Genomic DNA, 23478 nt, shown 5'->3' on the forward strand with positions numbered 1-23478 from the left:
GCGGCGTGTATTCACAATCACTCCATCGTCCGTTAACCTTCGGAGGCGAGAATCGGGCTCGCCACGTGGGGCGTTCGAAGCGTCGCGCGATCCACGGACACACGAAAGGGCGCCCAAAAATGCGTGAAGTGTTCCACGACACTCTCGAAGACATCCAGAACCGACTCGTCGAGATCTCTGAGCTCGTCGCAGAGGCGATTGAAAAGGCCACGCGTGCCTTCGCGACCCGCGATGTCGCCCTCGCAGAAGAGGTCATCGCGAACGACGACTACATCGACCATCTCGTTCTTACGACCGACGAGATCGCGATCGAGACCCTCGCGATGCAGCAGCCCGTCGCGCACGACCTGCGCGTCATCGTCTCGGCCCTCCGCGCGAGCGCGTCGCTCGAGCGTATGGGCGACCTCGCCGACCACATCGCTCAGCTCGTGCGCTCGCGCTACCCCGAGCGCGCGATCCCGCAGGGCCTCATGCCGGTGTTCGAGCGCATGGGTCGCCTCGACGTGCAGGTGGCGCGCACGCTGACCACGCTGCTGCGCACGCAGGACCTGCAGTACGCAACGCAGATCCGCGACACCGACGACGAGATCGACGAGCTGCACGCCAGCGTGTACGAGCGCGTCCTCGGCGATTCGTTCGGCGGCGAGATCCCTCACGCCATCGACGCGACCCTCGCGAGCCGCTACCACGAGCGCTTCGCCGACCACGCCGTGTCGGTCGCGAAGAAGGTCGTGTACCTCGCGACGGGTGACTGGTCGGGCGCCGACGACGACTTCGACGAGATCGAGGCGCCGGCCGAGGCCCCGGAGAACACCGAGGCGTAAACGCAGCGGCACGAAAAACAACGGCACAAAAAATGGGATCCCCTCGGGGGATCCCATTTTTTGCGTTCCGGAGTCTTACTCTTCGCCGTGCTCGGTGACCATCGAGACGGGCGTGCACGCCTCGGCGTCGTAGACGTCGTTCGGCGCGAGGTCGCTGTACTCGGTGAGGCAGTTGTTCAGCACGGGCAGGTTGATCTCGACGCCGTCGGAGTCGCCGGGCTGCGCGTAGACCTCGAGGGTCGAGCCGGGGATCGTGTCGATGTTGTCGAGCAGCTCGGGCGCATCCTTCGCGCCGAGGCTCAGGGTCTCGCCCGCGGCGACGTCGATCGAGACGCTTCCGCCGTCCCAGTCGAGGCCGAAGGTCTGGTTCGCGTCGGTGTTGTTCACGAGAACCGCGACGAGGTTGCCCTGGCGGCCGTCCTCGTCGGCGACCACGAAGGCGTTGCGAACGTCGAGACCAGGCGTGTCAGAGTGCGGCAGGTTGACACCGTCAGAAGCGGTGTACTCGATGGTCGTTGCCTGCTGTGCGACCATTCCGCAACCCGTGGCGGATAGAAGCACGGCGCCGGCAGCGGCGAGGGACGCGATGATGCGCGATTTCACGGATCCTCCAGGTGGTGCGATTCCCGCACGGGAGGCGGGCCGTCGCCATCTTATCGGGTGCGACTGAATGCTCCTACCCGCGGCGCCAGGGCAGTGGGCGCGTAATCCTAGTACACATCGCGCTGTGATAAACTAGCGGTCGCTGGGAAGGACGTAATCCATATGCTTTTTGAGGTCGGCGAAACTGTCGTCTACCCCCACCACGGGGCTGCAACCATCACCGAGGTAAAGACTCGAGTCATCAAGGGCGAGGAGAAGACGTACCTCAAGCTCAACGTGACGCAGGGCGACCTCGTGATCGAGGTCCCCGCCGAGAACGTCGACCTTGTCGGCGTTCGTGACGTTATCGACGAGGGCGGGCTCAACGCCGTGTTCGAGGTGCTGCAGGCACCCTTCACGGAAGAGCCCACGAACTGGTCGCGCCGCTACAAGGCGAACCTTGAGAAGCTCGCCTCGGGCGACGTGATCAAGGTCAGCGAGGTCGTCCGCGACCTGTGGCGCCGCGATCAGGACCGCGGGCTGTCGGCCGGCGAGAAGCGCATGCTCGCGAAGGCCCGCCAGGTGCTCGAGTCGGAGGTCGCGCTCGCGAAGAAGGTGTCCGAGGAAGATGCCGCGAAGATTCTCGACGAGACCCTCGCGCAGGACGTCGCGGCGGCCTGACCGTCTTTTCACGAACCGCCCCGCACCGTGTCTCGGTGCGGGGCGGTTCTGTCTGCGGCTATTTTCGTAAGGGTGAGCATGACCGATATCGACACCGCCATCGTCGTCGTCGCCGCGGGCAGCGGAACGCGCCTCGGCGCGGCGGCCCCCAAGGCCTTCGTCGAGGTTGACGACGCGTCGATCCTCGCGCACTGCCTCCGCGGCGTGTTCCGCGCGCGTCCCGCGCAGGTCATCGTCGTCGCGCCCGAGTCGCACCTCGACGAGGCGCGGCGGGTCGCGCTCGCCGAGGCCGGATCCGCCGCCGGCCGCGTCACGATCGTCGCGGGCGGATCCACCCGCCAGCGGTCGGTCGCCGCGGGCCTCGCGGCGCTGGATCCGGAGGTCGCGACGGTGCTGGTGCACGACGCCGCGCGCGCCCTCACGCCGCCCGAGGTGATCGACCGCGTCGCCGACACCGTGCGGGCGACGGGCCACGGCGTGCTGCCGGTGCTCGACGTCGTCGACACGATCAAGCGCACCGAGGGAGACTTCATCGCCGCGAGCGTCGACCGGTCGGAGCTCGCCGCGGCGCAGACGCCGCAGGGCTTCCCGCGGCGCGCGCTCCTCGACGCCTACGAGAACGCGACGACAGACTTCACCGACGACACCGCGGTGGTCGCCGAGGCGGGCCTGCCGGTGCGCCGGGTCGCCGGATCCGAGGACAGCTTCAAGATCACGACCCCCGCCGATCTCGCCCGCGCGCGCGACCTCGTTCGCCGCGCCCCGCGGATCCGCGAAGAAGGTCACGAGGAGGGCACCATGGCCGACGACAAGCGATACCCGCGCGTGGGCGTGGGGACCGACGTTCACGCCTTCGGGGGAGAGGGCAACCTCTGGCTCGCGGGGCTCGAGTGGCCGGGGGAGCCCGCCCTCTCGGGCCACTCCGACGGCGACGCCGTCGGGCACGCGATCGTCGATGCCGTGTTGAACGCCGCGGGCCTCGGCGACATCGGCACCCACTTCGGCGTCGACCGCCCGGAGTTCGCGGGCGCGCACGCCGAGGCATTCCTCGCCGAGACCGCCCGCATCGCGCGAGACGCCGGGTGGGTCATCGGCAACGTCTCGGTTCAGATGCAGGCGCAGCGCCCGCGCTTCTCGCACCGCCGCGCGGAGGCAGAAGCAGCGCTCTCGGCGGCCCTCGGCGCACCAGTCTCGGTGTCGGCGACGACGACCGACGGCCTCGGCTTCACGGGGCGCGCGGAAGGCGTGCAGGTGTTCGCCGTGGCGATGGTCGTGCCCGCGTAGTCTTGGTACGTGACTCTTAGGCTGTACGACACCCGCGCCCAGGCGCTTCGCGATTTCTCCCCGCTCGACGAGAAGAACGTCACGATGTACGTCTGTGGACCGACCGTGCAGTCGGGCCCCCACGTGGGGCACCTGCGCGCCTCGCTGGCCTTCGACCTGCTGCGCCGCTGGCTCGAACACCGCTACGGCCGCGTGACGTTCGTGCGCAACGTCACCGACATCGACGACAAGACCCTCGCGAACGCGACCGAGGCCGAGCCATGGTGGGCGCTCGCGTACCGCGTCGAGCGCGAGTTCACGGCCGTGAACGACGCGATCGGGATCCTGCCGCCGACCTACGAGCCGCGGGCGACCGGATCCATCGACCAGATGCAGGAGCTCATCGCGAGCCTCATCGAGCGCGGGCACGCCTACGCGTCGGAGGGCGACGTCTACTTCGACGTGCGCTCGTGGCCGGAGTACGGCGCGCTCACGCGCCAGCGGCCCGACGAGATGGATCCGGACGTCGACGCCGATCTGCGCGGCAAGCGCGACGCCCACGACTTCGCGCTGTGGAAGGCGACGAAGGCGGGGGAGCCCGAGACGGCGTCGTGGCCCTCGCCGTGGGGCCCCGGGCGCCCCGGCTGGCACATCGAGTGCTCCGCGATGTCGCGCCGCTACCTCGGTGACGAGTTCGACATCCACGGCGGCGGCCTCGACCTGCGCTTCCCGCACCACGAGAACGAGCTCGCGCAGTCGACGGCGGCGGGCCACGGCTTCGCGCGCTACTGGGTGCACAACGGCCTCGTGACGGTGAACGGCCAGAAGATGTCGAAGTCGCTCGGCAACTTCGTACTCGCGGCCGACCTCCTCGCGGAGAACCCCGCTCGCGTGGTCCGTTACGCCCTCTCGGCGGCGCACTACCGCTCGAGCCTTGACGTGTCGGAGCAGGCGCTCGCCGAGGCGTCGAGCGCGCTCGACCGCATCGAGGGCTTCGCCCAGCGCGGCCTGCGCGAGATCGGCCCGTTCGAACCGTCGCAGCTCCCCGAGGCCTTCGTCCGCGTGATGGACGACGATCTCGGCGTTCCGCAGGCGCTCGCCGTCGTGCACGAGACCGTGCGCGCGGGCAACACGGCGCTCGATGCGGGCGATCGTGAGGCCGCCGCGGGCGCTCTCTCAGCTGTTTTCGGCATGATGGACGTGCTGGGGCTGCCTCTTTATTCGAGTGCTGTGGCATCCTCGGGATCCGCCGACCAGGCGCTGGGCGCACTGGTCGACCACCTCCTCACGCAGCGACAGACCGCGCGCGCCGAGAAGGACTGGGCGACGGCCGACCGCCTGCGCGACACGTTCGTGGCGGCCGGCATCACCCTTGAAGACACCCCATCCGGAACACATTGGAGCATCGATGGCTAAGCCAGGACGGCCCGGCGCCGCTAAGGGCAAGAAGGGCGCGCCCAAGGGCACGGGCGGCAAGAACAAGCGCGGCCTCGCGGGCCGCGGACCGACGCCGAAGGCCGAGGACCGCACCTACCACAAGGCCTACAAGCAGAAGCAGCTCGCCGAGCGCGCCGCGGCGAAGCGGCCGCAGCGCGCCGCCGCGCCGCGCCGCCGCCCGAACGACGACAACGAGTACGTGACGGGCCGCAACAGCGTGCTCGAGGCGCTGCGCACGAAGATCCCGGCGACGGCGTTCTACATCGCGCACCGCGTCGAGATGGACGACCGCGTCAAGGAGATGATCGCGCTCGCGAAGAACGGCGATGTGCCGATCCTCGAGGTCACCCGCCCCGAGCTCGACCGCATGGCCGGCTTCGACGGCGTGCACCAGGGCGTTGCGCTGAAGGTGCCGCCCTACGAGTACCCGCACCCGCAGGACGTTCTCGAGCAGGTCGTGAACCGCGGCGAGACGCCGCTGTTCGTCGCGCTCGACGGCGTGACGGATCCGCGCAACCTCGGTGCGATCATCCGCTCGACGGCGGCGTTCGGTGGCCAGGGCGTCATCATCCCGCAGCGTCGCTCGGCGGGCCTCAACTCGGCCGCCTGGAAGACGAGCGCGGGCGCCGCGGCCCGGATCCCGGTCGCGATGGCCCCGAACCTCACGAGCATCATCAAGGAGTTCAAGAAGCAGGGCGTGTTCGTGCTCGGCCTTGACGGTGGCGGCGACGTGCAGATGCCGGACATCGAGCTGGCCGACCGCCCGCTGCTGATCGTCATCGGCAGCGAGGGCGAGGGCCTCTCGCGCCTCGTCACCGAGAACTGCGACCAGATCGTCTCGATCCCGATCTCGTCGGCGACCGAGTCGCTCAACGCCGGTATCGCCGCGTCGGTGGCGCTCTACCAGGTCTCGACGATGCGCCAGGCGCAGGGCGAGTAACGCCGCACACGCAAGAAGGGCCTTCCCACTCTCGAGTGGGAAGGCCCTTCTTGGTTTCCGCTTACTTCAGCGGGAGACGCTCGCCGGTCGATGCGTCGAACGCGTGCACGCGGGCAGCGTTCGGGGTGATCGTGACGACGTCACCGGCCGAGGGGTGGTTGCGGCCGTCAACGCGGACCACAATCTCCGTCTCGTTGCCGTCGATGACGGCGTTGCCGTAGAGGTAACCGTCCGAGCCGAGCTCCTCGACCAGGTTCACCGTGACCTGAAGACCACCCTCGGCGGCCGAAACCACCGTGAAGTCCTCGGGGCGCACGCCGACCGTGACCGTGTTGCCCGTAGCCGCCTGAACGTTCTGCGCAACCGGCACAACGCTCGTGCCGATCTGGACAGCATCGCCCGAGACCGCGGCGGGGAACAGGTTCATAGCCGGCGAACCGATGAAGCCTGCGACGAAGTCGTTCTGCGGCGTCTCGTAGAGGTCACGCGGCGAACCGACCTGCTGAAGGATGCCATCCTTCAGAACCGCAATGCGGTCACCCATGGTGAGGGCCTCGGTCTGGTCGTGCGTGACGTACACGGTGGTGACACCGAGACGACGCTGCAGCGACGCGATCTGCGTACGGGTCTGCACGCGGAGCTTCGCGTCGAGGTTCGACAGCGGCTCGTCCATGAGGAACACCTGGGGCTCACGGACGATAGCGCGACCCATCGCGACACGCTGACGCTGACCACCCGAGAGGGCCTTCGGCTTGCGGTCGAGGTAGGGCTCGAGGTCGAGGAGCTTCGCAGCCTCTTCCACGCGCTTGTTGCGCTCTTCCTTGCTGACGCCCGCGATCTTGAGCGCGAAGCCCATGTTGTCGCGAACCGTCATGTGGGGGTAGAGCGCGTAGTTCTGGAACACCATCGCGATGTCGCGGTCCTTCGGCGGAACGTCGGTGACATCGCGGTCACCGATGCGAATCGCGCCGTCGTTGACCTCTTCGAGGCCTGCGAGCATACGTAGCGTCGTCGACTTACCGCAACCCGAGGGGCCGACCAGGACCAGGAACTCGCCATCGGCGATCTCGAGGTTGATCTTGTCGACAGCCGGACGGGTACCGCCCGGGTAGACACGGGTTGCGTTGTCAAACGTCACAGTTGCCATAACTGCTTCTCCTTCACCGGCAGGTACGTGCCGGACGATCCTTTGTGAATGAGCGAGGCGCCGAAGCGCTCCGCGCACCCGTCTTTGGGTGCCCGATCAGTATTGCATACGTTTCAACCGAGGGCGATTCACAGCGGGTCTCACTATGATCTGCGGGGTACCACGAGGGGGCTATCGATGAGCAACGATGTGAGCAACGAGCGACGCGATGCCGTGCGAGCACAGGCCAAAAAGGTCGGCGCGCGGATCCGGCGCCGCAAGGTCGCGCGCCGAACGCTGATCACGGTTGTCGTGATCGCGGCCGTCGGCGCGGCCGGCTGGTGGGTGTGGAAGACCGTCACCCCCGAGCTCGATCGTCCCGTCGTCGAGCCCAAGAACCTCACGGGCGACGGCGTCGACATGCTGTCGCTCATCCCGGAAGACGAGCGCCCTGCGATGGCCGACGAGCCGATCGCGATCGACGTCTACTTCGACTACATGTCGCCCGACGCCGGCGTGATCGAACAGAACCTCGCGCCGCAGATCTACGAGCTGATGGACGAGGGCGTGGTGACCCTCACCTACCACCCGCTCTCGCTGATCCCCAACGAGTCGAACGGCTCGCAGTACTCGACGCGCGCGGCCGCCGCCGCGATGTGCGTCGTGTCGGAGGCGCCCGAGGCGTTCCGCACCTTCAACACCGCGCTCCTCACGGCGCAGCCCGAGATCGGCACCGAGGGCCCGACCGACGAGGAGCTCGCGAAGATCGCGAGCGACGCCGGCGCCCCGGGCCTCGACGACTGCATCTCGGACCACACCTACGCACCGTGGATCGGCGAGGCGACCACCCGCGCGACCTCGAGCGACCTGCCGGACACCGACGGCATCCGCGTCACGACGCCGATCGTGCTCGCCGACCACAAGCTGTACGACGGCGGCCTCGACGACCCCGCCGACTTCAGCCAGTTCCTGCTGACGCTGCAGAGCGAGCAGTACTACGGTGACACCAGTCAGGGAGACTCCGAGTAGGATATCTCCTGGCCCGTTCGCGGGCCTGGCCGGCTTAGCTCAGTTGGTAGAGCACCGCTCTTGTAAAGCGGGGGTCGTGGGTTCGAGCCCCTCAGCCGGCACCTTATGTACGTCTTTGGATATGGCTCCCTCGTCTCGCCGGCAAGCGCCGGCCGTACGCTTCTCCGCGACGTCGAGGCCCTCCCCGCGGCCCGCCTCGCGGGCCACCGCCGCGATTGGCGGATCGGCGCGCCGATCGTCTTCGAAGACGGCACCCGCGCGACCGGCGGCTTCCTCGACGTGCAGCCGCATCCCGGATCCGCGGTGCTCGGCGCGCTGCTCGCGGTCTCGCCCGCGGAGCTGCGCATGCTCGAGGGCCGCGAGGCGCAGTACGACACCGTCGAGGTTACCGACTCGATTACGGCCGAGATCGAGCTCTCGGGGCCGGTGTTCGCGTTCATGGGGCGCGCGGAGCATCGCGCGTACCCGGACATGGTCCTGCCGACGCGCTATCTCGAGCTCGTGACCGGCGCCGTCGCGACGCGCGGCGAGGCGTTCGCCGACGAGTTCTGGGCGACGACGGCGCCCGCCGATCTGCCGACGCACGACGGCGCATACCGCTTCGCGGATCCGGCGCAGGAGCGCGCGGCCCGGCCGTAGCGGCCCGCGGGGGAGAGGGTTTCTCTCTTGTAACTTTGCGTGTGGAGCGTTCCACATGCGTTCACCAATGCGTCACGAGCGCGCCGCCTGTCATTCGTGACCGATTCCTACCGTTGACACGTTGTCAATCGAAGGGATCGAGATGTTCGTCGAGGTGGAACGCTCCACAACGCGTCCGGAGGAACGGCGCGCGAACGAGCCGCGCCGCACCATGCCGTGGCGCCACCGCGCGCGCCTCGCGCTCGCCCACCCTGCGACGCTCCTCGGCCTGATCCTCATCGCCGTCTTCGGCTACCTCATCGTCGCGCCCGTCATCTCGATGCTGCTGGGCGCGATCCAGGTCGGCTTCGGCGACGACGTGCGCACGGGTTCGCCTGCGGGCAGCTTCACGAGCTACTACCTCGAGCGCGTCTTCGCCTCGCCCGTCGCGGACATCATCTTCTACGAGCCGCTGCGCAACACCCTGCTGCTCGCCCTCGGCGCGATCGTCACGGCCCTCGCGATCGGCGTTCCGGTCGCGTGGCTCCTCGCCCGCACCGATCTGCCGGCCCGCCGCTGGTTCTCGACGGCGCTCATCGTGCCGTACATGCTGCCGGCGTGGACCTTCGCGCTCGCGTGGACCACGATCTTCAAGAACCGCCGCATCGGCGGCGCCCCGGGCTGGTTCGAGGCCGCCGGCCTCACGCCGCCTGACTGGCTGGCGTACGGCCCCGTGCCGATCCTCATCATCTTCACGATGCACTTCGTGCCGTTCGTCATCCTGCTGACGACGAACGCCATCAAGAACGTGCCCGACGACCTCTCCGAGGCCGCGCAGGTGCTGGGTGCCTCCTCGGCGCTTCGCACCCGCAAGATCATCCTGCCGCTGCTGACCCCCGCGGTGCTGTCGGCCGCGACCCTCATCTTCGCGAAGGCGCTCGGCGAGTTCGGTGTCGCCTACGTGCTCGGAACGCCCGCGGGCTTCTCGGTGCTGTCGACCACGCTCTACCAGGCGATCGGCACGCAGCAGCCCGGCGTCGCCGCGGTCGTCGCCGCCGTGATGGTCGTGCTGGGAGCCGCCTCGGTCTACGTCGACGTGCGCTTCCTCAAGGAGATGAAGCGGTTCGCGACCGTGTCGGGCCGCGGCATGCGCGGCGTGCCGCAGCGCCTCGGCTGGCGCCGGATCCCGGCCCTCGCCGCCGTGAGCGCGCTCTTCACCGCGTCGGTCCTCGTGCCGCTCGGCGTGCTCGCGCTCTCGACCGTCATGCGGGTGCCCGGCCGCTTCGAGTGGTCGAACGTGACGCTCGACTACTGGATCGGGCACGACCTGCCGACCGTGGGCTTCGCCGACGGCATCCTCGTCAACCCCAAGACGTGGGAGTCGGCGTGGAACACGATCTGGATGGTCGGCATCGCCGCCATCGCGGCAGGCGTGCTCGGCATGCTCGTCGGTTACGTGGTGTCGCGGGCGCCGGCGCGCTGGCTCGGCACGACGCTCCGCGCCGTCACCTTCATGCCCTACCTCGTGCCCGGCATCGCCTTCGCCGTCGCGATCCTGTCGCTCTTCGCGGTGCAGCGCGGCCCCATCCCCGCGCTCTACGGCACGTCGCTGCTGCTGATCATCGTCATGATCGCCGACGAGATGCCCTTCGCCTCGCGCGCCGGATCCAGTGCCATGATGCAGCTCGGCCGCGAGCCGGAGGAGGCCGCGCAGACGCTCGGCGCCGGCTGGCTCACCCGCATGCGCCGCATCGTCCTGCCGATCCAGCGAAACGCCCTCGCGAGCGCGATCCTGCTGCCCTTCGTCTCGGGCGTGCAGGGCCTCAGCCTCGTCATCATCCTGGCGACGCCGGGCACCCAGTTGCTCACGACCCTGTCGATGAACCTCGTCGACAACGGCTACACGCACGCCGCGAACGGCGTCGTGATCATCATCTGCGCCGTGGCCCTCGCCGGCACGTGGGCGGCGAAGAAGCTATTCCGCGCCGACCTGTCGTCCGGCCTCGGATCCTGACCTTTCCCTTCCGCTCCTTTCCACCGCATTTCACCCCATCTGGAGTTCACATGAACCGCACTGCCCGCCGCCTCACCGGCGTCACCGGCGCTCTGCTCGGCGTCGCGCTCGCCGCGACCGCTTGCGCTGGCCAGCCCACCAGCACCGCCGCCGAGACCGACACCGAGACCGAAAACGTCTTCGACACCGACATGACGCTCGACGAGCTCATCGCGGCGGCGAAGGAAGAAGGCCCGATCACGATCTACGACGGCACGTCGAAGATCGAGGAGATGGCCGCCGCCTTCACCGAGGAATACGGCATCGAGGCGACCGGCGTGAAGGCCGACGCCGCCGAGGTCATCGAGAAGACCACGCGCGAGGCGCAGTCGGGCAACATCGTCGGCGACGTCGTCGCGCTGAGCGACCTGCCGGCCCTCAAGAGCCAGCTGCTGCCGAACGATTTCGTCACCACCTACGTGCCCGCCGACCTCGAGGAGAACATCCCCGAGAACATGCGCGAGCCGCTCGTCATGATCACCGACCCGGCGTTCTTCACGTACAACACCGAGGTCTACGACGCCTGCCCCATCAGCAACGTGTGGCAGCTGACCGACGCCGACTGGGCCGGCAAGTTCGCGATCGATGACCCGGTGGGCTCGAACGCGACCCTCGACTGGTTTAGCCAGATGTCGCAGTTCGACGACGACGCGCTCGCCCAGGCCTACGAAGACCTGTACGGCGAGCCGCTCGAGACCGAGCAGGACTCGGCGACGGCCGAGTGGGTCGCGCGCCTCGCGGGCAACTCGCCGATCGTCACGAAGTCCGGCGAGGAGGCCTCGGAGGCCGTCGGCGCCCTCGGCCAGACGGATCCGCCCATGGGCCTGATGTCGAGCGCCAAGTACCGCAACATCGACGAGAAGGGCTACGCGCTCTCGGTCTGCGAGGGCCTCGAGCCGTTCACGGGCCGCGCCGCCCCCAAGGGCATCGCGATCGCGACGGGCACGAAGAGCCCCCACGCCGCCATGCTGTTCGTGCACTACGCGCTGACCCAGGAGGGCATCGAGCCCCAGATCGCCGACGGCAAGATCTCGTCGAACTCGACCGTCGTGCAGCCCGAGGACCCGGCCCACACCGCCGACCACCTCGACTCGCTCTACTTCTTCGACAACGCGGGCCTCGACACCGACTGGGCGAACCGCGAGTCGTGGCAGGACCTCTGGCGCGTCTCCGCACGCTAATTCACGCCTGACGAAGGGAACGCGCGATGAGCGCCATCACGATCGAACGAGTCGCGAAGACGTACGCCGGAAGCGCAGCGCCGAGCGTCGATGACCTCAGCCTCACGGTCGAGCAGGGAGACTTCCTCTGCCTGCTCGGCCCGTCGGGCTGCGGCAAATCGACGACGCTGCGGATGATCGCCGGTCTGGAAATGCCGACCGAGGGCCGGATCACGATCGGCGACGCCGTCGTCGACGATGCGGCCCGTGGGATCCACACGGCGGCCGAGCGACGGGGCCTCGGATTCGTCTTCCAGAGCTACGCGCTCTGGCCGCACCTGACGGTGCGCCAGAACGTCGAGTTCGGGCTCACGATCCAGAAGGTGTCGGCACGCGAACGGCGCGAACGCGTCGACCACGCGCTCGAGACGCTCGCCATCGCGCCCTACGCCGACCGCTTCCCGGCGGCGCTCTCGGGCGGTCAGCAGCAGCGCGTCGCCATCGCGCGAACGCTCGCCGCGCGTCCCTCCGTCATGCTCCTCGACGAGCCGCTGTCGAACCTCGACGCGCGCCTGCGCCTCGAGATGCGGGCCGAGTTCCAGCGGATCCACCGCGAGACCGGCACGACCATGGTCTTCGTCACGCACGACCAGTGGGAGGCGATGACCCTCGCGACCCGCATCGTCGTGATGAACGAGGGCCGCGTGCAGCAGGTCGGCTCGCCGCTCGACGTGTACCAGGATCCGGCGAACCGATTCGTCGCCGAGTTCATGGGCAGCCCGCCCCTCAACGTCATCGAGCGGGGCGAGACCGGATCCTCCGCCCGCGTCCTCGACGCGAACCCCGCCGCGGCGTCGGCGGGCCTCCGCCCCGAGGCGCTGCGCTTCGGCGCTGGCGCCGCCGGGCCGCTCGAGTTTCCCGTCACGATCGAGGCCCTCCTGCCGACCGGCGGATCCTGGATCGTCGAGGCCTCCGACGGCGCCCGCCGCCTCTTCGGCACCACCACCTCTCTCCCCGCCGTCCGCGAGGGCGAGCGCACGACCTGCTCGGTCTCGCCGAGCGATGCGCTCTTCTTCTCGGACGACGGATCCCGCATTGCAGAAAGCCTGATTACCGCATGACCTCCCTGAAGCTGCCCCGCGCCCTCATCGTCGACTTCGGCGGTGTGATCGTGGCCTCGAAGAAGCCCGCCGGCTGGCAGGAGATCGTCGCGGACACCGCGCGCGAGCTTGCCGGATCCGACAACCTCCCGTCGCGCGAGCGCCTCGTCGCCGACATCACCGCGGGCGCGAAGGCCGCGGGCCAGTGGCGCAACGCGATGTCGCGCCCGCTCCGCCCGCGCGAGCTGTCGCAGCGGGAGTTCGTGATGGACTTCATCGCCGCCGACTGGACGGAGTCGCAGCGCGCGGCGATCGAGCCGCACGTCACCGAGCTGTCGTACCGCGTCTCGGCGACCAAGGAGCAGCGCGAGCTGCGCCCCGGCATGCGCGAGCTGCTCGAGTTCTGCCGCGAGGCCGAGATCCCCGTCGCGATCGTGTCGAACGCGCTCTCGGGCCAGGTGCACCGCGACTACCTCGCGCAGGAGGGCCTCACCGACTACTTCGTCGCCGAGATCTACTCCGACGAGGTGGGCGTCCGCAAGCCCAACCCCGACTTCCTGCTGATGGGCTGCGAGGCTGTCGGCGTGCCCGCGAGCGAGTGCTGGTACGTGGGCGACCACCTCGACCGCGACGTGCTCTGCGGCACCCGCGCCGGCATCGGCGCGAACGTGCTCATGCCGTCGCCCTACGCCGCGGCACACCCCGAGGTGTTCGGCATCACCGCCGACATCACGACGACCGACCCGGCCGGGCTCCTGGCCGTCATGAAGGAGATGGCATGACCCTCACACCCTCATCCCTCGAGCTCCGCAGCATCGCCGAGAACGCGGCCCGCACCGCCGGCGCATACCTCAAGGGCGTCTTCCGCGGCGACATGACGATCGACCACAAGCGCGACCGCCACGACCTCGTCACCGAGCACGACCGCGCGAGCGAAGAGATCATCGTGCCGCTGCTCCTCGAGGGCGCCCCCGGATCCCGCATCGTCGGCGAAGAGGGCGGCGTGCGCGGCGGATCCGGCCCCGTCACCTGGTACATCGACCCCATCGACGGCACGAGCAACTTCGCGCAGGGCCTCGCGTTCTTCTGCGTCGTCGTCGCCGCCGAGGTCGAGGGCGAGATCGTCGCGGGCGTCGTGTACGACCCGATCGCCGACCGCCTCTTCGCGGCGAGCGACGAGGGCGCGTTCCTCGACGGCGAGTCGCTCGTCACGGGCCCGGCGCTGCCCGCCGAGGCGGCGACGCTCATCACCGGGTTCCCGACGGCACGCGACCTCGAGGCCGACGGCCCCGCGGCACTCGCCGAGTTCGGCTCGCTCGTCGACACCTTCAGTTCGGTGCGCCGCACCGGATCCGGTGCCCTCTCGATCGCGCACGTCGCGGCCGGCTGGACCGATAGCGCGCTCGGATCCTCGGTCAACCCGTGGGACGTCGCCGCGTCGATGCTGATCCTCCTCCGCGCCGGCGGCGACTACCGCCCGCTCTGGTACGACGAGGCCCCCACCGGCGGGGCGCACCTCGCGCCCGGCTACGTCGCGCTGCGCGCCGGCGCCGAGTACCCCGTGCTCGACGAGGTCTCGCGCGCGATCGTCGCTCGGCGACGCGGCTGATGAGCACTCCCGCGGGGCGCGCGCCGACGATCATCGAGGTCGCGGCGCGCGCCGGCGTCTCCAAGTCGCTCGCGTCGCGGGCGCTGCGCGGGGAGCGCGGCGTCGCCGACGAGACGCGCCGCCGGATCCACGTCGCGGCGGCCGAGCTCGGCTACCGCATCAACTCGGCCGCGCGCTCGCTCGCGCGCGGCCAATCGGGCATCGTCGGCATCGTGCTCAACGACATCGGCAACCCGCACTTCACGGGCGTCGTCGCGGGCGCCGAGGCCGAGGCGCGCGAGCGCGGGCTGCGCACGATCATCGGGCACGGCGCCGGATCCGCCCCCGACCTCGCCCGCCAGATCGAGACGATGCTCGAGCTGCGCGTCGACGGCATCGTCGTCGTGAGCAGCTGGGCGCCCCGCGAGGTTCTCGAGCACGCCGCGCAGCTGACGCCCGTCGCGGTCGTCGCGCGGCTCGACGAGCCGCCCGAGAGCCTCGACATGATCGCGAGCGACGACGCCCACGGCGCGCGCGCCGCGACCGAGCACCTGCTCGCGATCGGGTGCCGGCACATCGCCTACGTCACGCGCTCGACGAGCGTGACGAGCGCGGCGCGCGGCCGCGGCGTCCGCACCGCGATCGAGCAGGTGGGCCTCGAGCTGGCCGAGTACCGCGTCGGCCCCGAGGACGACGAGGAGATCGAGCGGATCCTGCGCTCCGGCGTCGACGGCGTGCTCGCGAACAACGACCTCACGGCGACCGAGATCCTGCGGGTGGCGCGCGAGCGCGGCATCGACGTGCCGGGCGACATCGCGCTCGTCGGCTACGACGACACCCCGCTCGCCCGCATCGTGTCGCCCGCGCTCACGAGCGTGAACCAGCCGCAGCGCGCGATGGGCCGCCGCGCGATCGAGTGCATCTCCGAGCGGCGCGACGGCCGCACGGATCCGGAGCGCGCCTGGTACGAGCCGACCCTGCTCGTGCGGGGCAGCACGTTCCGTCGCTAACCGTTAACCGGCATTCGGTACGATCACAGGAATCCCAAGATATCTACTGGGGTTTCTCTTGCCCTTTTACTGTAAAGGCCCCTGCGCATGCGTTCTTTCGCATTGAAGTTGTGTGGCGTCACCGCCCTGATCGCCGCCCTCGTCCTCCCGACGGCCCCGGCCCTCGCGAGCGACGAGCCCGCCGAAACCGCCGTCACCGATTCCGTCGCCGCTCCCACGGAGGAGCTCGACATGATCGCGAACGTCGCGGATAGCCGCCCCGTCTACCGCTTCTGGTCGTCGAAGTTCGACAACGCTCACTTCTACACCGTGAGCCAGAGCGAGGCCCAGGGCATCTACTCGAAGGACCCGAACTGGGCCTACGAGGGCCAGGACTTCCGCGTCTGGCCGACCGTGAACGGCGGCTGCCAGGCCGGCACCATCGCCGTCTACCGTTTCTGGTCGTCGAAGTTCGAGTCGCACTTCTACACGACGAGCACGGTCGAGTCGGACCTCGTGCGCCGCACCGACAAGAACTGGTCGTATGAGGGCGCCGCGTTCTGCACCGCGACCCCCGGCACGAAGGGCACCCAGCCCGTCTACCGCTTCTGGTCGTCGAAGTTCGGCAAGCACTTCTACACGGCGAACCAGTCCGAGGCCGACGCGCTGCGCCGCGGCGACCGCAACTGGACGTACGAGGGCATCGCGATGTACTCGCCGACGTCCGGCGGATCCTCGCCCCAGCTCACGGGCCCGGCGGCGCCCAAGCCGGCCCAGCCCGGGCCCGGGCAGAGCAAGCCCGGCAACGGGTACAGCTGCCCCGAGGGATACCCGATCAAGGGCAACAAGGACAGCGGGATCTACCACGTGCCCGGTCAGCGCTTCTACGACCGCACGAAGCCCGAGGAATGCTTTGCCAACGAGGCCGACGCCCAGCGCGCGGGCTACCGCAAGGCAAAGATCTAACAGCGCAAAAACGGCCACCCACTCAACCGAGCGGGTGGCCGTTTTTCGTGCTGCTTACGCCTCGTCCGCCGTGAAGTTCAGCGAGAGGGAGTTCATGCAGTAGCGGTCACCCGTCGGGGTGCCGAAGCCGTCGGGGAAGACGTGGCCGAGGTGGCCGCCGCACTTCGCGCAGCGCACCTCGGTGCGCTCCATGCCGAGGCTGTTGTCCTCGAGCAGCTGAACCGCCTCGGGGTTGACCGACTCGTAGAAGCTCGGCCAGCCGCAGTGCGAGTCGAACTTCGTGCCGCTCTTGAAGAGCTCGGCGCCACAGGCGGCACAGGTGTAGATGCCGGCGCGGTCCTCGTCGAGGAGCTCTCCGGTCCACGCACGCTCGGTGCCCTGCTCGCGGAGCACCGCGTACTGCTCGGGAGTGAGCTCAGCGCGCCACTCCTCATCGGTCTTCGAAACGTCGTATCCCATGCCAACAGACTACGCCGGGGGCCTCGGAACTATTCCCGAGCCTCTGACACACGCCGTAACCCGTCGGGCAGGATAGGGGAGTGAGTGATATTAACGACGCCCGGGCCCGGTACGAGCGCTTCGCGGCGAACGAGGCCCCCGGCCGCAGCGAGGTCTACCGCGAGTGGGCGGAGGGCGTCGCGACCGACGACGAGATCCTGGCGATCCTCTCGCAGCTTCCCTCACCGCACCGCCAGCCGCCGGTCGTCTTCGCCGCGACGCGCATGCTCGGATCCGGCGAGGGCACCTACGCCGAGTGGGCCGCCTTCGTGCGCGCGAACGCCGACCGCGTCGTCGCCGAGTGCGCCGCGCGGTCGACGCAGACCAACGAACCGCTGCGGTGCGCGCCCCTCATGCTCGCGCTCACGCGGGTGCGCGGCCCGATCGCGCTCATCGAGGTCGGCGCTTCGGCGGGGCTGTGCTTGTTCCCCGACCGCTACGCGTACCGCTACGGCGACGAGGCCCCTCTCGGATCCGGCTCCGTCGAGCTCGCGAGCGTGCTGCGCGGCGACATCGCGGGCCCTTCGCGGATCCCCGAGATCGTGTGGCGCGCGGGGATCGACATCCAGCCGCGCGACGCGCGGGATCCGCAGGACCGCGCGTGGATCGAGGGCCTCGTGTGGCCCGGCGAGACCGAGCGCGCCGAGCGGATCCACGCGGCCCTCGACATCGCGGCCGCGGATCCGCCCCTCATGGTCGCCGGCGACGCATCGGAGCCCGGCGCGCTCGAGGAGCTTGTCGCACGGGCGCCCGAGGGGGCGACGATCGTCATCACGACGCCGGGCGTGCTGCCGCACATCCCGCGCGAGGCGCGCGAGCGGCTCATCGCCACGATCCAGGGGCTCCCGGCGCGCTGGATCACGATCGACAGCGCGGCGCTCCACGACACCTGGGATCCGGCGCCCGAGGGCGAGCGTGGCTTCCTGCTCGCGCTCGACGGCCGCCCGCTCGCCGAGGTGGATCCGCTGGGCGGCTGGATCGCCGCCCTCTGACCCCGAACGCACAAGAGTTACGCGAACGCCTACGTTATTTCATGTGCGTTCGGGCAAATCTTGTTCTTTCGGCTGAGGGCGGAGGGGCGGCGCAGGCCGGCCGCGCCGGCGCGGGGTAGCCTGGGGGGATGGGTACCGAGTTGAGTGAGCGCTCGCGCGCGATCCTCGACTTCGAGGGGGAGTGGCCCGCCGACGGCCCGGCGAAGGAAGACGCCATCCGGGCGCGGCTCGAGATCGAGCCGGCGCGGTACTACCAGCAGCTCGGCCGGTTGGTCGAGGATCCCGCGGCCGCGCAGTACGCGCCCCTCCTCGTGGGGCGGCTGCGGCGCCTGCGCGAAAAGGGCAGCTCGCGACGCGCGAGCCTCCTGCGCTGATAACGCAGGGTATCCCTCAGCTACGTCGTTACAATGTCCCGGATGCCGAAGCACAATTTTCCGCGCGACCGCTTCGACGAGGTCCCCCGCGATCCGTCGCGGGTTGGCGCGCACCGAGCGCCCCGCCCCCGCCTGCGCTGGCTGGTCACGCTGCTCTGGTGGTTGCTCACCGTGATCGTCCTGACGGGCGGCGGCATCTTCGCCTTCCTCGCGCTGTCGAACACCGGCACGATCGAGCGCCCGACCGCGACGGCCTCGGCAACCCCGACCGCCGAGGTCGAGCCCGAGGTCGACACGAGCGCGTTCCTCGTCGTGCTGAACGGCACCTCGGATCCGAACGCCGGAACCGACGTCGAGGCGCAGCTCATGAGCGCCGGCTGGGCCGACGACATGGTCGCGGTGTTCGACTCCGACACGACGGACTTCGAGGTCACGACGGTGTACTACGTCACGGAGGACGACCGCGCCCGCGCGCTCGGAGTCGCCGAGTCGATCGGTGGCGCCGAGGTCGTGCAGAGCGACGAGTTCAAGGACCAGAGCGAGGACGGCTTCACGATCGTCGTCGGCCTCGACCACATCTCTGAGTAATCCCTCCCCGCGGTTTGCACTCGCACCTATCGAGTGCCAGAATGCTCTTAGCACTCGCTATCGGTGAGTGCTAAAAAACACAGGCCTTACGTCCGGGAGGGACGAACACACATGGCAAAGATGATCGCTTTCGACGAGGAGGCCCGTCGCGGCCTCGAGCGCGGCCTCAACCAGCTGGCCGACGCCGTCAAGGTGACGCTCGGCCCGCGCGGCCGCAACGTCGTTCTGGAGAAGAAGTGGGGCGCCCCCACGATCACCAACGACGGTGTGTCGATCGCTAAGGAGATCGAGCTCGACGACCCGTACGAGAAGATCGGTGCGGAGCTCGTCAAGGAGGTCGCCAAGAAGACCGACGACGTCGCCGGTGACGGTACGACGACGGCTACCGTTCTTGCTCAGGCACTCGTGCGCGAGGGTCTCCGCAACGTCGCCGCCGGCGCCGACCCCGTGAGCCTCAAGCGCGGCATCGAGAAGGCCGTCGCGGCCGTCATCGGTGAGCTGCAGGCGAACGCCCGCGAGATCGAGACCAAAGACCAGATCGCCGCGACCGCGTCGATCTCGGCCGCTGACCCCGAGATCGGTGCGCTGATCGCCGAGGCCATCGACAAGGTGGGCAAGGAAGGCGTCGTCACGGTCGAGGAGGCTCAGGCCTTCGGCACCGAGCTCGAGCTGACCGAGGGTATGCGCTTCGACAAGGGCTACCTGAACCCCTACTTCGTCACGGACCCCGACCGCCAGGAGGCCGTGTTCGAGGACCCGTACATCCTCCTCGCGAACCAGAAGATCTCGAACATCAAGGATCTCCTCCCCGTCGTCGAGAAGGTCATGCAGGCGGGCCGCGAGCTCGTCATCATCGCCGAGGACGTCGAGGGCGAGGCTCTCGCGACCCTCGTGCTCAACAAGATCCGTGGCATCTTCAAGGCCGTCGCCATCAAGGCTCCGGGCTTCGGCGACCGCCGTAAGGCTCAGCTGCAGGACATCGCCATCCTCACCGGTGGCCAGGTCATCACGGAAGAGGTGGGTCTCAAGCTCGAGAACACCGACCTCGACCTGCTCGGCCGTGCCCGCAAGGTCATCGTCACCAAGGACGAGACGACCATCGTCGAGGGTGCCGGCGACGCCGGTCAGATCGAGGGTCGCGTGACCCAGATCCGCCGTGAGATCGAGGCGACCGACAGCGACTACGACCGCGAGAAGCTCCAGGAGCGCCTCGCGAAGCTCGCCGGTGGCGTGGCCGTCATCAAGGCTGGTGCCGCGACCGAGGTCGAGCTCAAGGAGCGCAAGCACCGCATCGAGGACGCCGTCCGCAACGCGAAGGCTGCCGTCGAAGAGGGCATCGTCCCCGGTGGTGGCGTTGCGCTGCTCCAGGCCGCGACGACCGCGTTCGACAAGCTCGAGCTCGACGGCGACGAGGCGACGGGTGCGAAGATCGTTCGCATCGGCATCGAGGCTCCGCTGAAGCAGATCGCCCTCAACGCCGGCCTCGAGCCGGGTGTTGTGGCCGCCAAGGTCGCCGAGCTCCCCTCGGGCCAGGGCCTCAACGCCGCCACGGGCGAGTACGTCGACATGCTCGAAGCGGGCATCATCGACCCCGCCAAGGTGACGCGTTCGGCCCTGCAGAACGCCGCGTCGATCGCGGGTCTGTTCCTCACGACCGAGGCCGTCGTCGCGGAGAAGCCGGCCCCGGCCGCGCCCGCCGCTCCGGCCGAGGGCGGCATGGACTTCTGATCCAGCCACTCCGGTAGCAACCGCCCCTCTCCTTCGGGAGAGGGGCGGTTGCTTTTCGTTTAGCGGAACATGCCGGCGACGTCGTGCTCGACCTGCTGGTAGCCGGTGCCGGCGACCTCGAGGCGGCGGGCGAGGTCGGCAAGCGCGTTCTCGACCTGCAGGTGTAGCGCCTGCCACTCGGTGGCGAGGCCCTGAAAGGCCTGCGACGCGGCGCCCTGCCACGTGCCCTCGAGGTAGTGCACGCGGCCCATGATGTAGGCGACGTCGCCGCGCAGGCGTTCCGATCCCTGCGCGACCTCCGCCTTGGTGTGCAAGAGCGAATCGCTATCGACGGTGAATTGTGCCATTTCGGATGGCTCCTTTCTGGTGGTGTGCGCACCACGCTAGGAGCCGGGACGGCCCGCCCGCTCGCCGAGAACGCGATCGGTGGATAACTTCCCCGTAAAGCGCCCCTGTGGACGCGCTGAGGGGCCTACGCGAGGGGGAACGACATGCGGAAGGTCGCGCCGCCGCCGGGCGTCTCGACGACCTCCACGGCGCCCTCGAGGCGCTCGACGATCGACGACACGATCGCGAGCCCGAGGCCGGATCCGCCCGTCTCGCGCGTGCGCGAGGTGTCGGCGCGCCAGAAGCGCTCGAAGATCTTGTCGCGGATCTCGGGCGGGATGCCCTCACCGTGGTCGACGACGGCGATCCAGCCCATGCGGGTCTCGGGGTTGACGCCGACCTCGATCTCGATGGGGGCGTCGGGCGCGCTGTAGCGGCGCGCGTTGCCGAGCAGGTTCGCGACGACCTGCTGGATGGGCTCCTCGGCGCCGACCACGATGGGCGGCATGTCGATGACCTTGCCCTCCGCGGGGCCGGAGAAGTCGACGGCGGGTGCCTTCGCGGGGGCCTCCTCGGCCTGAGCCGCCTTGCGGCGTTTGCGCGAGGCGCGGCCGAGGGCGGCGGTGCTCGTGGTGATGACGTTGAGGAGACCCGTCGAGGTCTCCTTCTTCGGCAGCGGCAGGGGAGCGGTCGTCACGGGAGGCTCCTCCGAGACCGTGGCGACCTCGTTGTCGGAGAGCACCTTCACGGGCCCCGTGAGGGCCACGAAGGTGGTGTCGATGACCGTCACGTTGCGTCCCGGATCCGAGACCCGCACGTCGAGCGCGGCGTCGCTTGCGACCTTGCGCAGGTCGACGTCGACGATCTCGAGGGCGCGGCGCTCGTCGAGGCGGGCCAGCGAGAGCAGGTCCTCGACGAGGGAGGACATGCGCTTGGCCTCCTTCTCGATGCGCTCCATCGCCTTCGCGGTGTCTTCCTCGGTCTGCATCGCGCCCATGCGGTACAGCTCGGCGTACCCGCGCACGCTTACGAGCGGCGTGCGCAGCTCGTGGCTCGCGTCGCCGATGAAGCGCCGCATCTTGACGACGGCGGCGTCGCGCTCGGCGAACGACTCATCGACCCGCTCGAGCATCGTGTTGATGGCGATCTTGAGGCGGCCGACCTCGGTCGTCGGCTCGATCTCGGTGAGGCGCTGCGAGAAGTCGCCCTCGGCGATGCTCATCGCCGTCTCCTCGACCTGACCGAGACGGCGGAACGCGAGCGTCACGAGCATGCGCGTGCCGAGGGCGCCGAGGATCAGCGTGATCACGGTCATGGTCGTGAACACGCCCACGTAGGTGCCCACGAACGAGTCGGCGTCGCCGACGGGCTGCGCCACGAGCTGCGCGTAGAGGGCGTTTGTGCTGTCGCCCGCGATCTCGATCGGTGCCACCGCGGCGCGATAATCGGATCCGGTGAGGGCGTGGAGCGTGAACGCCTCGTTCTGGTTCAGGAACGCGTCCTGCACCGTCAGCTTCGTGGGGAACGTCGGGTAGCGGCGCGAGCCCTCGGTGCCGCCGGCGACGGCCACGAGCTCGCCATCGACGTCATAGATCGCGATGATGTAGTCGGTGCGCGGCGGCGCCGACTTCTCGTCAAGGACGGGCGCGCCCGACGGACCCGAATCGACGTCGAACAGCGTCTCGTAGATATTGGTGCCCGCGAGCTGCTTGACGGTCGAGTCAATGTTGGCGCGCAGCATGCCCTGCAGCACGGGCAGCGTGCCGATTCCGGCGGCGAGCAGCCCGGCCGCGAGAACGCCGACCGTCACACCGGTGATCTTGGCGCGCAGACTCGTGCGTCGCCACCACCGAGTGAACGGATCTACTCGCGCGGCCAGGGCTCGTCCTTCTTAGAGCTTGTCGACCTTCAGCATGTACCCGAAGCCACGCTTGGTCTGAATCAGCGACTCAGCGGCGTGCGGATCGATCTTGCGGCGCAGGTACGAGATGTAGCTCTCGACGATGCCGGCGTCGCCGTTGAAGTCGTACTCCCAGACGTGGTCGAGGATCTGCGCCTTGCTGAGCACGCGGTTCGGGTTCAGCATGAGGTAGCGCAGGAGCTTGAACTCGGTGGGGCTGAGGTCGATGGCGGTCTCGCCGACATAGACGTCGTGCGTGTCCTGGTCCATCGTCAGCTCGCCGGTGCGGATGACCGACTCTTCGTCTTCGGTCTGCATCGTGCGGCGGAGGACCGCCTGGATGCGCGCGACGATCTCGTCGAGGCTGAAGGGCTTGGTGACGTAGTCGTCGCCGCCGACGTTGAGGCCCTTGATCTTGTCTTCCGTCTCGTCCTTCGCCGTGAGGAAGATGATCGGGGCCGTGTAGCCGGCGTCGCGCAGACGCTTGGTGACGCTGAACCCGTTCATGTCGGGAAGCATCACGTCGAGCACGATCAGGTCGGGCTCCTCTTCCAGGACGGCCGAGATCGTCTGGGCACCGTTGATAACGGTGCGCACCTGGAAACCTGCGAATCGCAGGCTCTGGGAGAGCAGATCACGGATGTTGGGTTCGTCGTCGACTACGAGAATGCGCGCTGCGGTCATGTCCCCATTATGTCGGGTGTAGCTACAGAAG

At 69.0% G+C, this 23478-nt stretch carries 24 protein-coding genes and 1 tRNA gene; 19 read left to right on the plus strand and 6 right to left on the minus strand.

All coding sequences use genetic code 11. From position 1 onward, the window contains the following. Positions 1 to 119: 119 nt before the first annotated feature. Positions 120 to 824 carry a phosphate signaling complex protein PhoU gene (phoU, locus tag DTO57_RS11705; protein WP_114118426.1) on the plus strand — a complete coding sequence of 235 codons (705 nt, stop codon included), beginning with the start codon at positions 120 to 122 and terminating at the stop codon, positions 822 to 824. 75 nt (positions 825 to 899) lie between these two features. Here the strand turns inward: phoU and DTO57_RS11710 are convergent, their stop codons facing one another. Further along, positions 900 to 1427 carry a DNA modification methylase gene (locus DTO57_RS11710; protein WP_114118427.1) on the minus strand — a complete coding sequence of 176 codons (528 nt, stop codon included), beginning with the start codon at positions 1425 to 1427 and terminating at the stop codon, positions 900 to 902. Between the two features lie 162 nt (positions 1428 to 1589). Between DTO57_RS11710 and DTO57_RS11715 the strand changes: the two genes are divergently transcribed. The 4 genes from DTO57_RS11715 (at position 1590) to rlmB (ending at position 5727) form a co-directional block, all read left to right on the plus strand. Further along, a complete protein-coding gene (locus tag DTO57_RS11715; RefSeq protein WP_114118428.1) occupies positions 1590 to 2087 on the plus strand; it encodes a CarD family transcriptional regulator in 498 nt (165 codons plus the stop codon). 78 nt (positions 2088 to 2165) lie between these two features. Continuing rightward, on the plus strand, positions 2166 to 3371 hold the full coding sequence (gene ispD, locus DTO57_RS11720; RefSeq protein WP_114118429.1) for a 2-C-methyl-D-erythritol 4-phosphate cytidylyltransferase: 1206 nt from the start codon (positions 2166 to 2168) through the stop codon (positions 3369 to 3371). 9 nt (positions 3372 to 3380) lie between these two features. Further along, a complete protein-coding gene (cysS, locus tag DTO57_RS11725; protein WP_114118430.1) occupies positions 3381 to 4766 on the plus strand; it encodes a cysteine--tRNA ligase in 1386 nt (461 codons plus the stop codon). Beyond that, on the plus strand, positions 4759 to 5727 hold the full coding sequence (rlmB, locus tag DTO57_RS11730) for a 23S rRNA (guanosine(2251)-2'-O)-methyltransferase RlmB (RefSeq protein WP_114118431.1): 969 nt from the start codon (positions 4759 to 4761) through the stop codon (positions 5725 to 5727). Before cysS ends, rlmB begins: the two co-directional genes overlap by 8 nt. 61 nt (positions 5728 to 5788) lie before the next feature. Here the strand turns inward: rlmB and DTO57_RS11735 are convergent, their stop codons facing one another. After that, positions 5789 to 6874, minus strand: coding sequence for an ABC transporter ATP-binding protein (locus DTO57_RS11735; RefSeq protein WP_114118432.1), 1086 nt, complete (start codon positions 6872 to 6874; stop codon positions 5789 to 5791). A 177-nt stretch (positions 6875 to 7051) separates the two neighbouring features. On the opposite strand from DTO57_RS11735, the gene DTO57_RS11740 reads away from it, so the two are divergent. The 10 genes from DTO57_RS11740 (at position 7052) to DTO57_RS14580 (ending at position 16356) form a co-directional block, all read left to right on the plus strand. Continuing rightward, a complete protein-coding gene (locus tag DTO57_RS11740) occupies positions 7052 to 7882 on the plus strand; it encodes a DsbA family protein (protein WP_162785764.1) in 831 nt (276 codons plus the stop codon). Between the two features lie 28 nt (positions 7883 to 7910). Then, positions 7911 to 7983: transfer RNA gene (locus tag DTO57_RS11745), tRNA-Thr, on the plus strand. 4 nt (positions 7984 to 7987) lie between these two features. Then, on the plus strand, positions 7988 to 8521 hold the full coding sequence (locus tag DTO57_RS11750) for a gamma-glutamylcyclotransferase family protein (RefSeq protein WP_114118434.1): 534 nt from the start codon (positions 7988 to 7990) through the stop codon (positions 8519 to 8521). Between the two features lie 154 nt (positions 8522 to 8675). Continuing rightward, a complete protein-coding gene (locus DTO57_RS11755; RefSeq protein WP_222843269.1) occupies positions 8676 to 10514 on the plus strand; it encodes an ABC transporter permease in 1839 nt (612 codons plus the stop codon). Positions 10515 to 10564: 50 nt separating this feature from the next. After that, positions 10565 to 11734 (plus strand): ABC transporter substrate-binding protein, encoded by a 1170-nt coding sequence (locus DTO57_RS11760; protein WP_114118435.1) that lies wholly within the window; start codon positions 10565 to 10567, stop codon positions 11732 to 11734. Between the two features lie 26 nt (positions 11735 to 11760). After that, positions 11761 to 12834 carry an ABC transporter ATP-binding protein gene (locus tag DTO57_RS11765; protein WP_114118436.1) on the plus strand — a complete coding sequence of 358 codons (1074 nt, stop codon included), beginning with the start codon at positions 11761 to 11763 and terminating at the stop codon, positions 12832 to 12834. Next, positions 12831 to 13595 (plus strand): HAD family hydrolase, encoded by a 765-nt coding sequence (locus DTO57_RS11770; protein WP_114118437.1) that lies wholly within the window; start codon positions 12831 to 12833, stop codon positions 13593 to 13595. Before DTO57_RS11765 ends, DTO57_RS11770 begins: the two co-directional genes overlap by 4 nt. Continuing rightward, complete coding sequence (locus tag DTO57_RS11775; RefSeq protein WP_114118438.1) at positions 13592 to 14422, plus strand: inositol monophosphatase family protein; 831 nt, start codon at positions 13592 to 13594, stop codon at positions 14420 to 14422. The genes DTO57_RS11770 and DTO57_RS11775 overlap by 4 nt, the downstream gene beginning before the upstream one ends. Beyond that, complete coding sequence (locus DTO57_RS11780; RefSeq protein ID WP_114118439.1) at positions 14422 to 15411, plus strand: LacI family DNA-binding transcriptional regulator; 990 nt, start codon at positions 14422 to 14424, stop codon at positions 15409 to 15411. The genes DTO57_RS11775 and DTO57_RS11780 overlap by 1 nt, the downstream gene beginning before the upstream one ends. Positions 15412 to 15498: 87 nt before the next feature. Beyond that, the gene (locus DTO57_RS14580) at positions 15499 to 16356 is read left to right on the plus strand and encodes a sunset domain-containing protein (RefSeq protein ID WP_222843270.1); all 858 of its coding nucleotides are present in this window, start codon (positions 15499 to 15501) and stop codon (positions 16354 to 16356) included. 54 nt (positions 16357 to 16410) lie between these two features. On the opposite strand, the gene msrB is transcribed toward DTO57_RS14580, so the two are convergent. Then, complete coding sequence (msrB, locus tag DTO57_RS11790) at positions 16411 to 16815, minus strand: peptide-methionine (R)-S-oxide reductase MsrB (RefSeq protein WP_114118440.1); 405 nt, start codon at positions 16813 to 16815, stop codon at positions 16411 to 16413. 80 nt (positions 16816 to 16895) lie between these two features. Here msrB and DTO57_RS11795 point away from each other — a divergent pair, with 80 nt between their 5' ends. The 4 genes from DTO57_RS11795 to groL all read left to right on the plus strand — a co-directional run bounded on the left by DTO57_RS11795 (position 16896) and on the right by groL (position 20536). Then, complete coding sequence (locus DTO57_RS11795; protein WP_114118441.1) at positions 16896 to 17846, plus strand: DUF2332 domain-containing protein; 951 nt, start codon at positions 16896 to 16898, stop codon at positions 17844 to 17846. Between the two features lie 128 nt (positions 17847 to 17974). Then, positions 17975 to 18220 (plus strand): DUF3263 domain-containing protein, encoded by a 246-nt coding sequence (locus tag DTO57_RS11800; RefSeq protein WP_114118442.1) that lies wholly within the window; start codon positions 17975 to 17977, stop codon positions 18218 to 18220. Positions 18221 to 18262: 42 nt separating this feature from the next. Then, on the plus strand, positions 18263 to 18808 hold the full coding sequence (locus tag DTO57_RS11805; RefSeq protein ID WP_162785765.1) for a LytR C-terminal domain-containing protein: 546 nt from the start codon (positions 18263 to 18265) through the stop codon (positions 18806 to 18808). A gap of 111 nt (positions 18809 to 18919) precedes the next feature. Then, the gene (groL, locus tag DTO57_RS11810) at positions 18920 to 20536 is read left to right on the plus strand and encodes a chaperonin GroEL (RefSeq protein WP_114118444.1); all 1617 of its coding nucleotides are present in this window, start codon (positions 18920 to 18922) and stop codon (positions 20534 to 20536) included. A gap of 59 nt (positions 20537 to 20595) precedes the next feature. Here the strand turns inward: groL and DTO57_RS11815 are convergent, their stop codons facing one another. The 3 genes from DTO57_RS11815 to DTO57_RS11825 all read right to left on the minus strand — a co-directional run bounded on the left by DTO57_RS11815 (position 20596) and on the right by DTO57_RS11825 (position 23447). Further along, the gene (locus DTO57_RS11815; protein WP_114118445.1) at positions 20596 to 20883 is read right to left on the minus strand and encodes a WXG100 family type VII secretion target; all 288 of its coding nucleotides are present in this window, start codon (positions 20881 to 20883) and stop codon (positions 20596 to 20598) included. 125 nt (positions 20884 to 21008) lie between these two features. After that, positions 21009 to 22673, minus strand: a complete 1665-nt coding sequence (locus DTO57_RS11820) for a sensor histidine kinase (RefSeq protein WP_229730614.1) — start codon at positions 22671 to 22673, stop codon at positions 21009 to 21011. Between the two features lie 81 nt (positions 22674 to 22754). Further along, entirely contained in the window at positions 22755 to 23447 is a 693-nt protein-coding gene (locus tag DTO57_RS11825; RefSeq protein WP_114118447.1) for a response regulator transcription factor, read from the minus strand. Positions 23448 to 23478 lie beyond the last annotated feature (31 nt).

The sequence above is a fragment of the Microbacterium sorbitolivorans genome (assembly GCF_003327285.1).
In the GTDB taxonomy this organism is placed as follows: domain Bacteria; phylum Actinomycetota; class Actinomycetes; order Actinomycetales; family Microbacteriaceae; genus Microbacterium; species Microbacterium sorbitolivorans.

What these genes read in the sequence shown, in the direction of transcription:
- DTO57_RS11740 (WP_162785764.1), top strand. Translation starts at nt 7,052, where the DNA reads ATGAGCAACGATGTGAGCAACGAGCGACGCGATGCCGTGCGAGCACAG.
- DTO57_RS11775 (WP_114118438.1), top strand. Translation starts at nt 13,592, where the DNA reads ATGACCCTCACACCCTCATCCCTCGAGCTCCGCAGCATCGCCGAGAAC.
- DTO57_RS11715 (WP_114118428.1), top strand. Translation starts at nt 1,590, where the DNA reads ATGCTTTTTGAGGTCGGCGAAACTGTCGTCTACCCCCACCACGGGGCT.
- DTO57_RS11770 (WP_114118437.1), top strand. Translation starts at nt 12,831, where the DNA reads ATGACCTCCCTGAAGCTGCCCCGCGCCCTCATCGTCGACTTCGGCGGT.
- DTO57_RS11780 (WP_114118439.1), top strand. Translation starts at nt 14,422, where the DNA reads ATGAGCACTCCCGCGGGGCGCGCGCCGACGATCATCGAGGTCGCGGCG.
- DTO57_RS14580 (WP_222843270.1), top strand. Translation starts at nt 15,499, where the DNA reads ATGCGTTCTTTCGCATTGAAGTTGTGTGGCGTCACCGCCCTGATCGCC.
- DTO57_RS11815 (WP_114118445.1), bottom strand. Translation starts at nt 20,883, where the DNA reads ATGGCACAATTCACCGTCGATAGCGATTCGCTCTTGCACACCAAGGCG.
- DTO57_RS11800 (WP_114118442.1), top strand. Translation starts at nt 17,975, where the DNA reads ATGGGTACCGAGTTGAGTGAGCGCTCGCGCGCGATCCTCGACTTCGAG.
- msrB (WP_114118440.1), bottom strand. Translation starts at nt 16,815, where the DNA reads ATGGGATACGACGTTTCGAAGACCGATGAGGAGTGGCGCGCTGAGCTC.
- groL (WP_114118444.1), top strand. Translation starts at nt 18,920, where the DNA reads ATGGCAAAGATGATCGCTTTCGACGAGGAGGCCCGTCGCGGCCTCGAG.
- DTO57_RS11825 (WP_114118447.1), bottom strand. Translation starts at nt 23,447, where the DNA reads ATGACCGCAGCGCGCATTCTCGTAGTCGACGACGAACCCAACATCCGT.
- DTO57_RS11735 (WP_114118432.1), bottom strand. Translation starts at nt 6,874, where the DNA reads ATGGCAACTGTGACGTTTGACAACGCAACCCGTGTCTACCCGGGCGGT.
- phoU (WP_114118426.1), top strand. Translation starts at nt 120, where the DNA reads ATGCGTGAAGTGTTCCACGACACTCTCGAAGACATCCAGAACCGACTC.
- DTO57_RS11760 (WP_114118435.1), top strand. Translation starts at nt 10,565, where the DNA reads ATGAACCGCACTGCCCGCCGCCTCACCGGCGTCACCGGCGCTCTGCTC.
- DTO57_RS11765 (WP_114118436.1), top strand. Translation starts at nt 11,761, where the DNA reads ATGAGCGCCATCACGATCGAACGAGTCGCGAAGACGTACGCCGGAAGC.
- ispD (WP_114118429.1), top strand. Translation starts at nt 2,166, where the DNA reads ATGACCGATATCGACACCGCCATCGTCGTCGTCGCCGCGGGCAGCGGA.
- DTO57_RS11805 (WP_162785765.1), top strand. Translation starts at nt 18,263, where the DNA reads ATGCCGAAGCACAATTTTCCGCGCGACCGCTTCGACGAGGTCCCCCGC.
- DTO57_RS11750 (WP_114118434.1), top strand. Translation starts at nt 7,988, where the DNA reads ATGTACGTCTTTGGATATGGCTCCCTCGTCTCGCCGGCAAGCGCCGGC.
- rlmB (WP_114118431.1), top strand. Translation starts at nt 4,759, where the DNA reads ATGGCTAAGCCAGGACGGCCCGGCGCCGCTAAGGGCAAGAAGGGCGCG.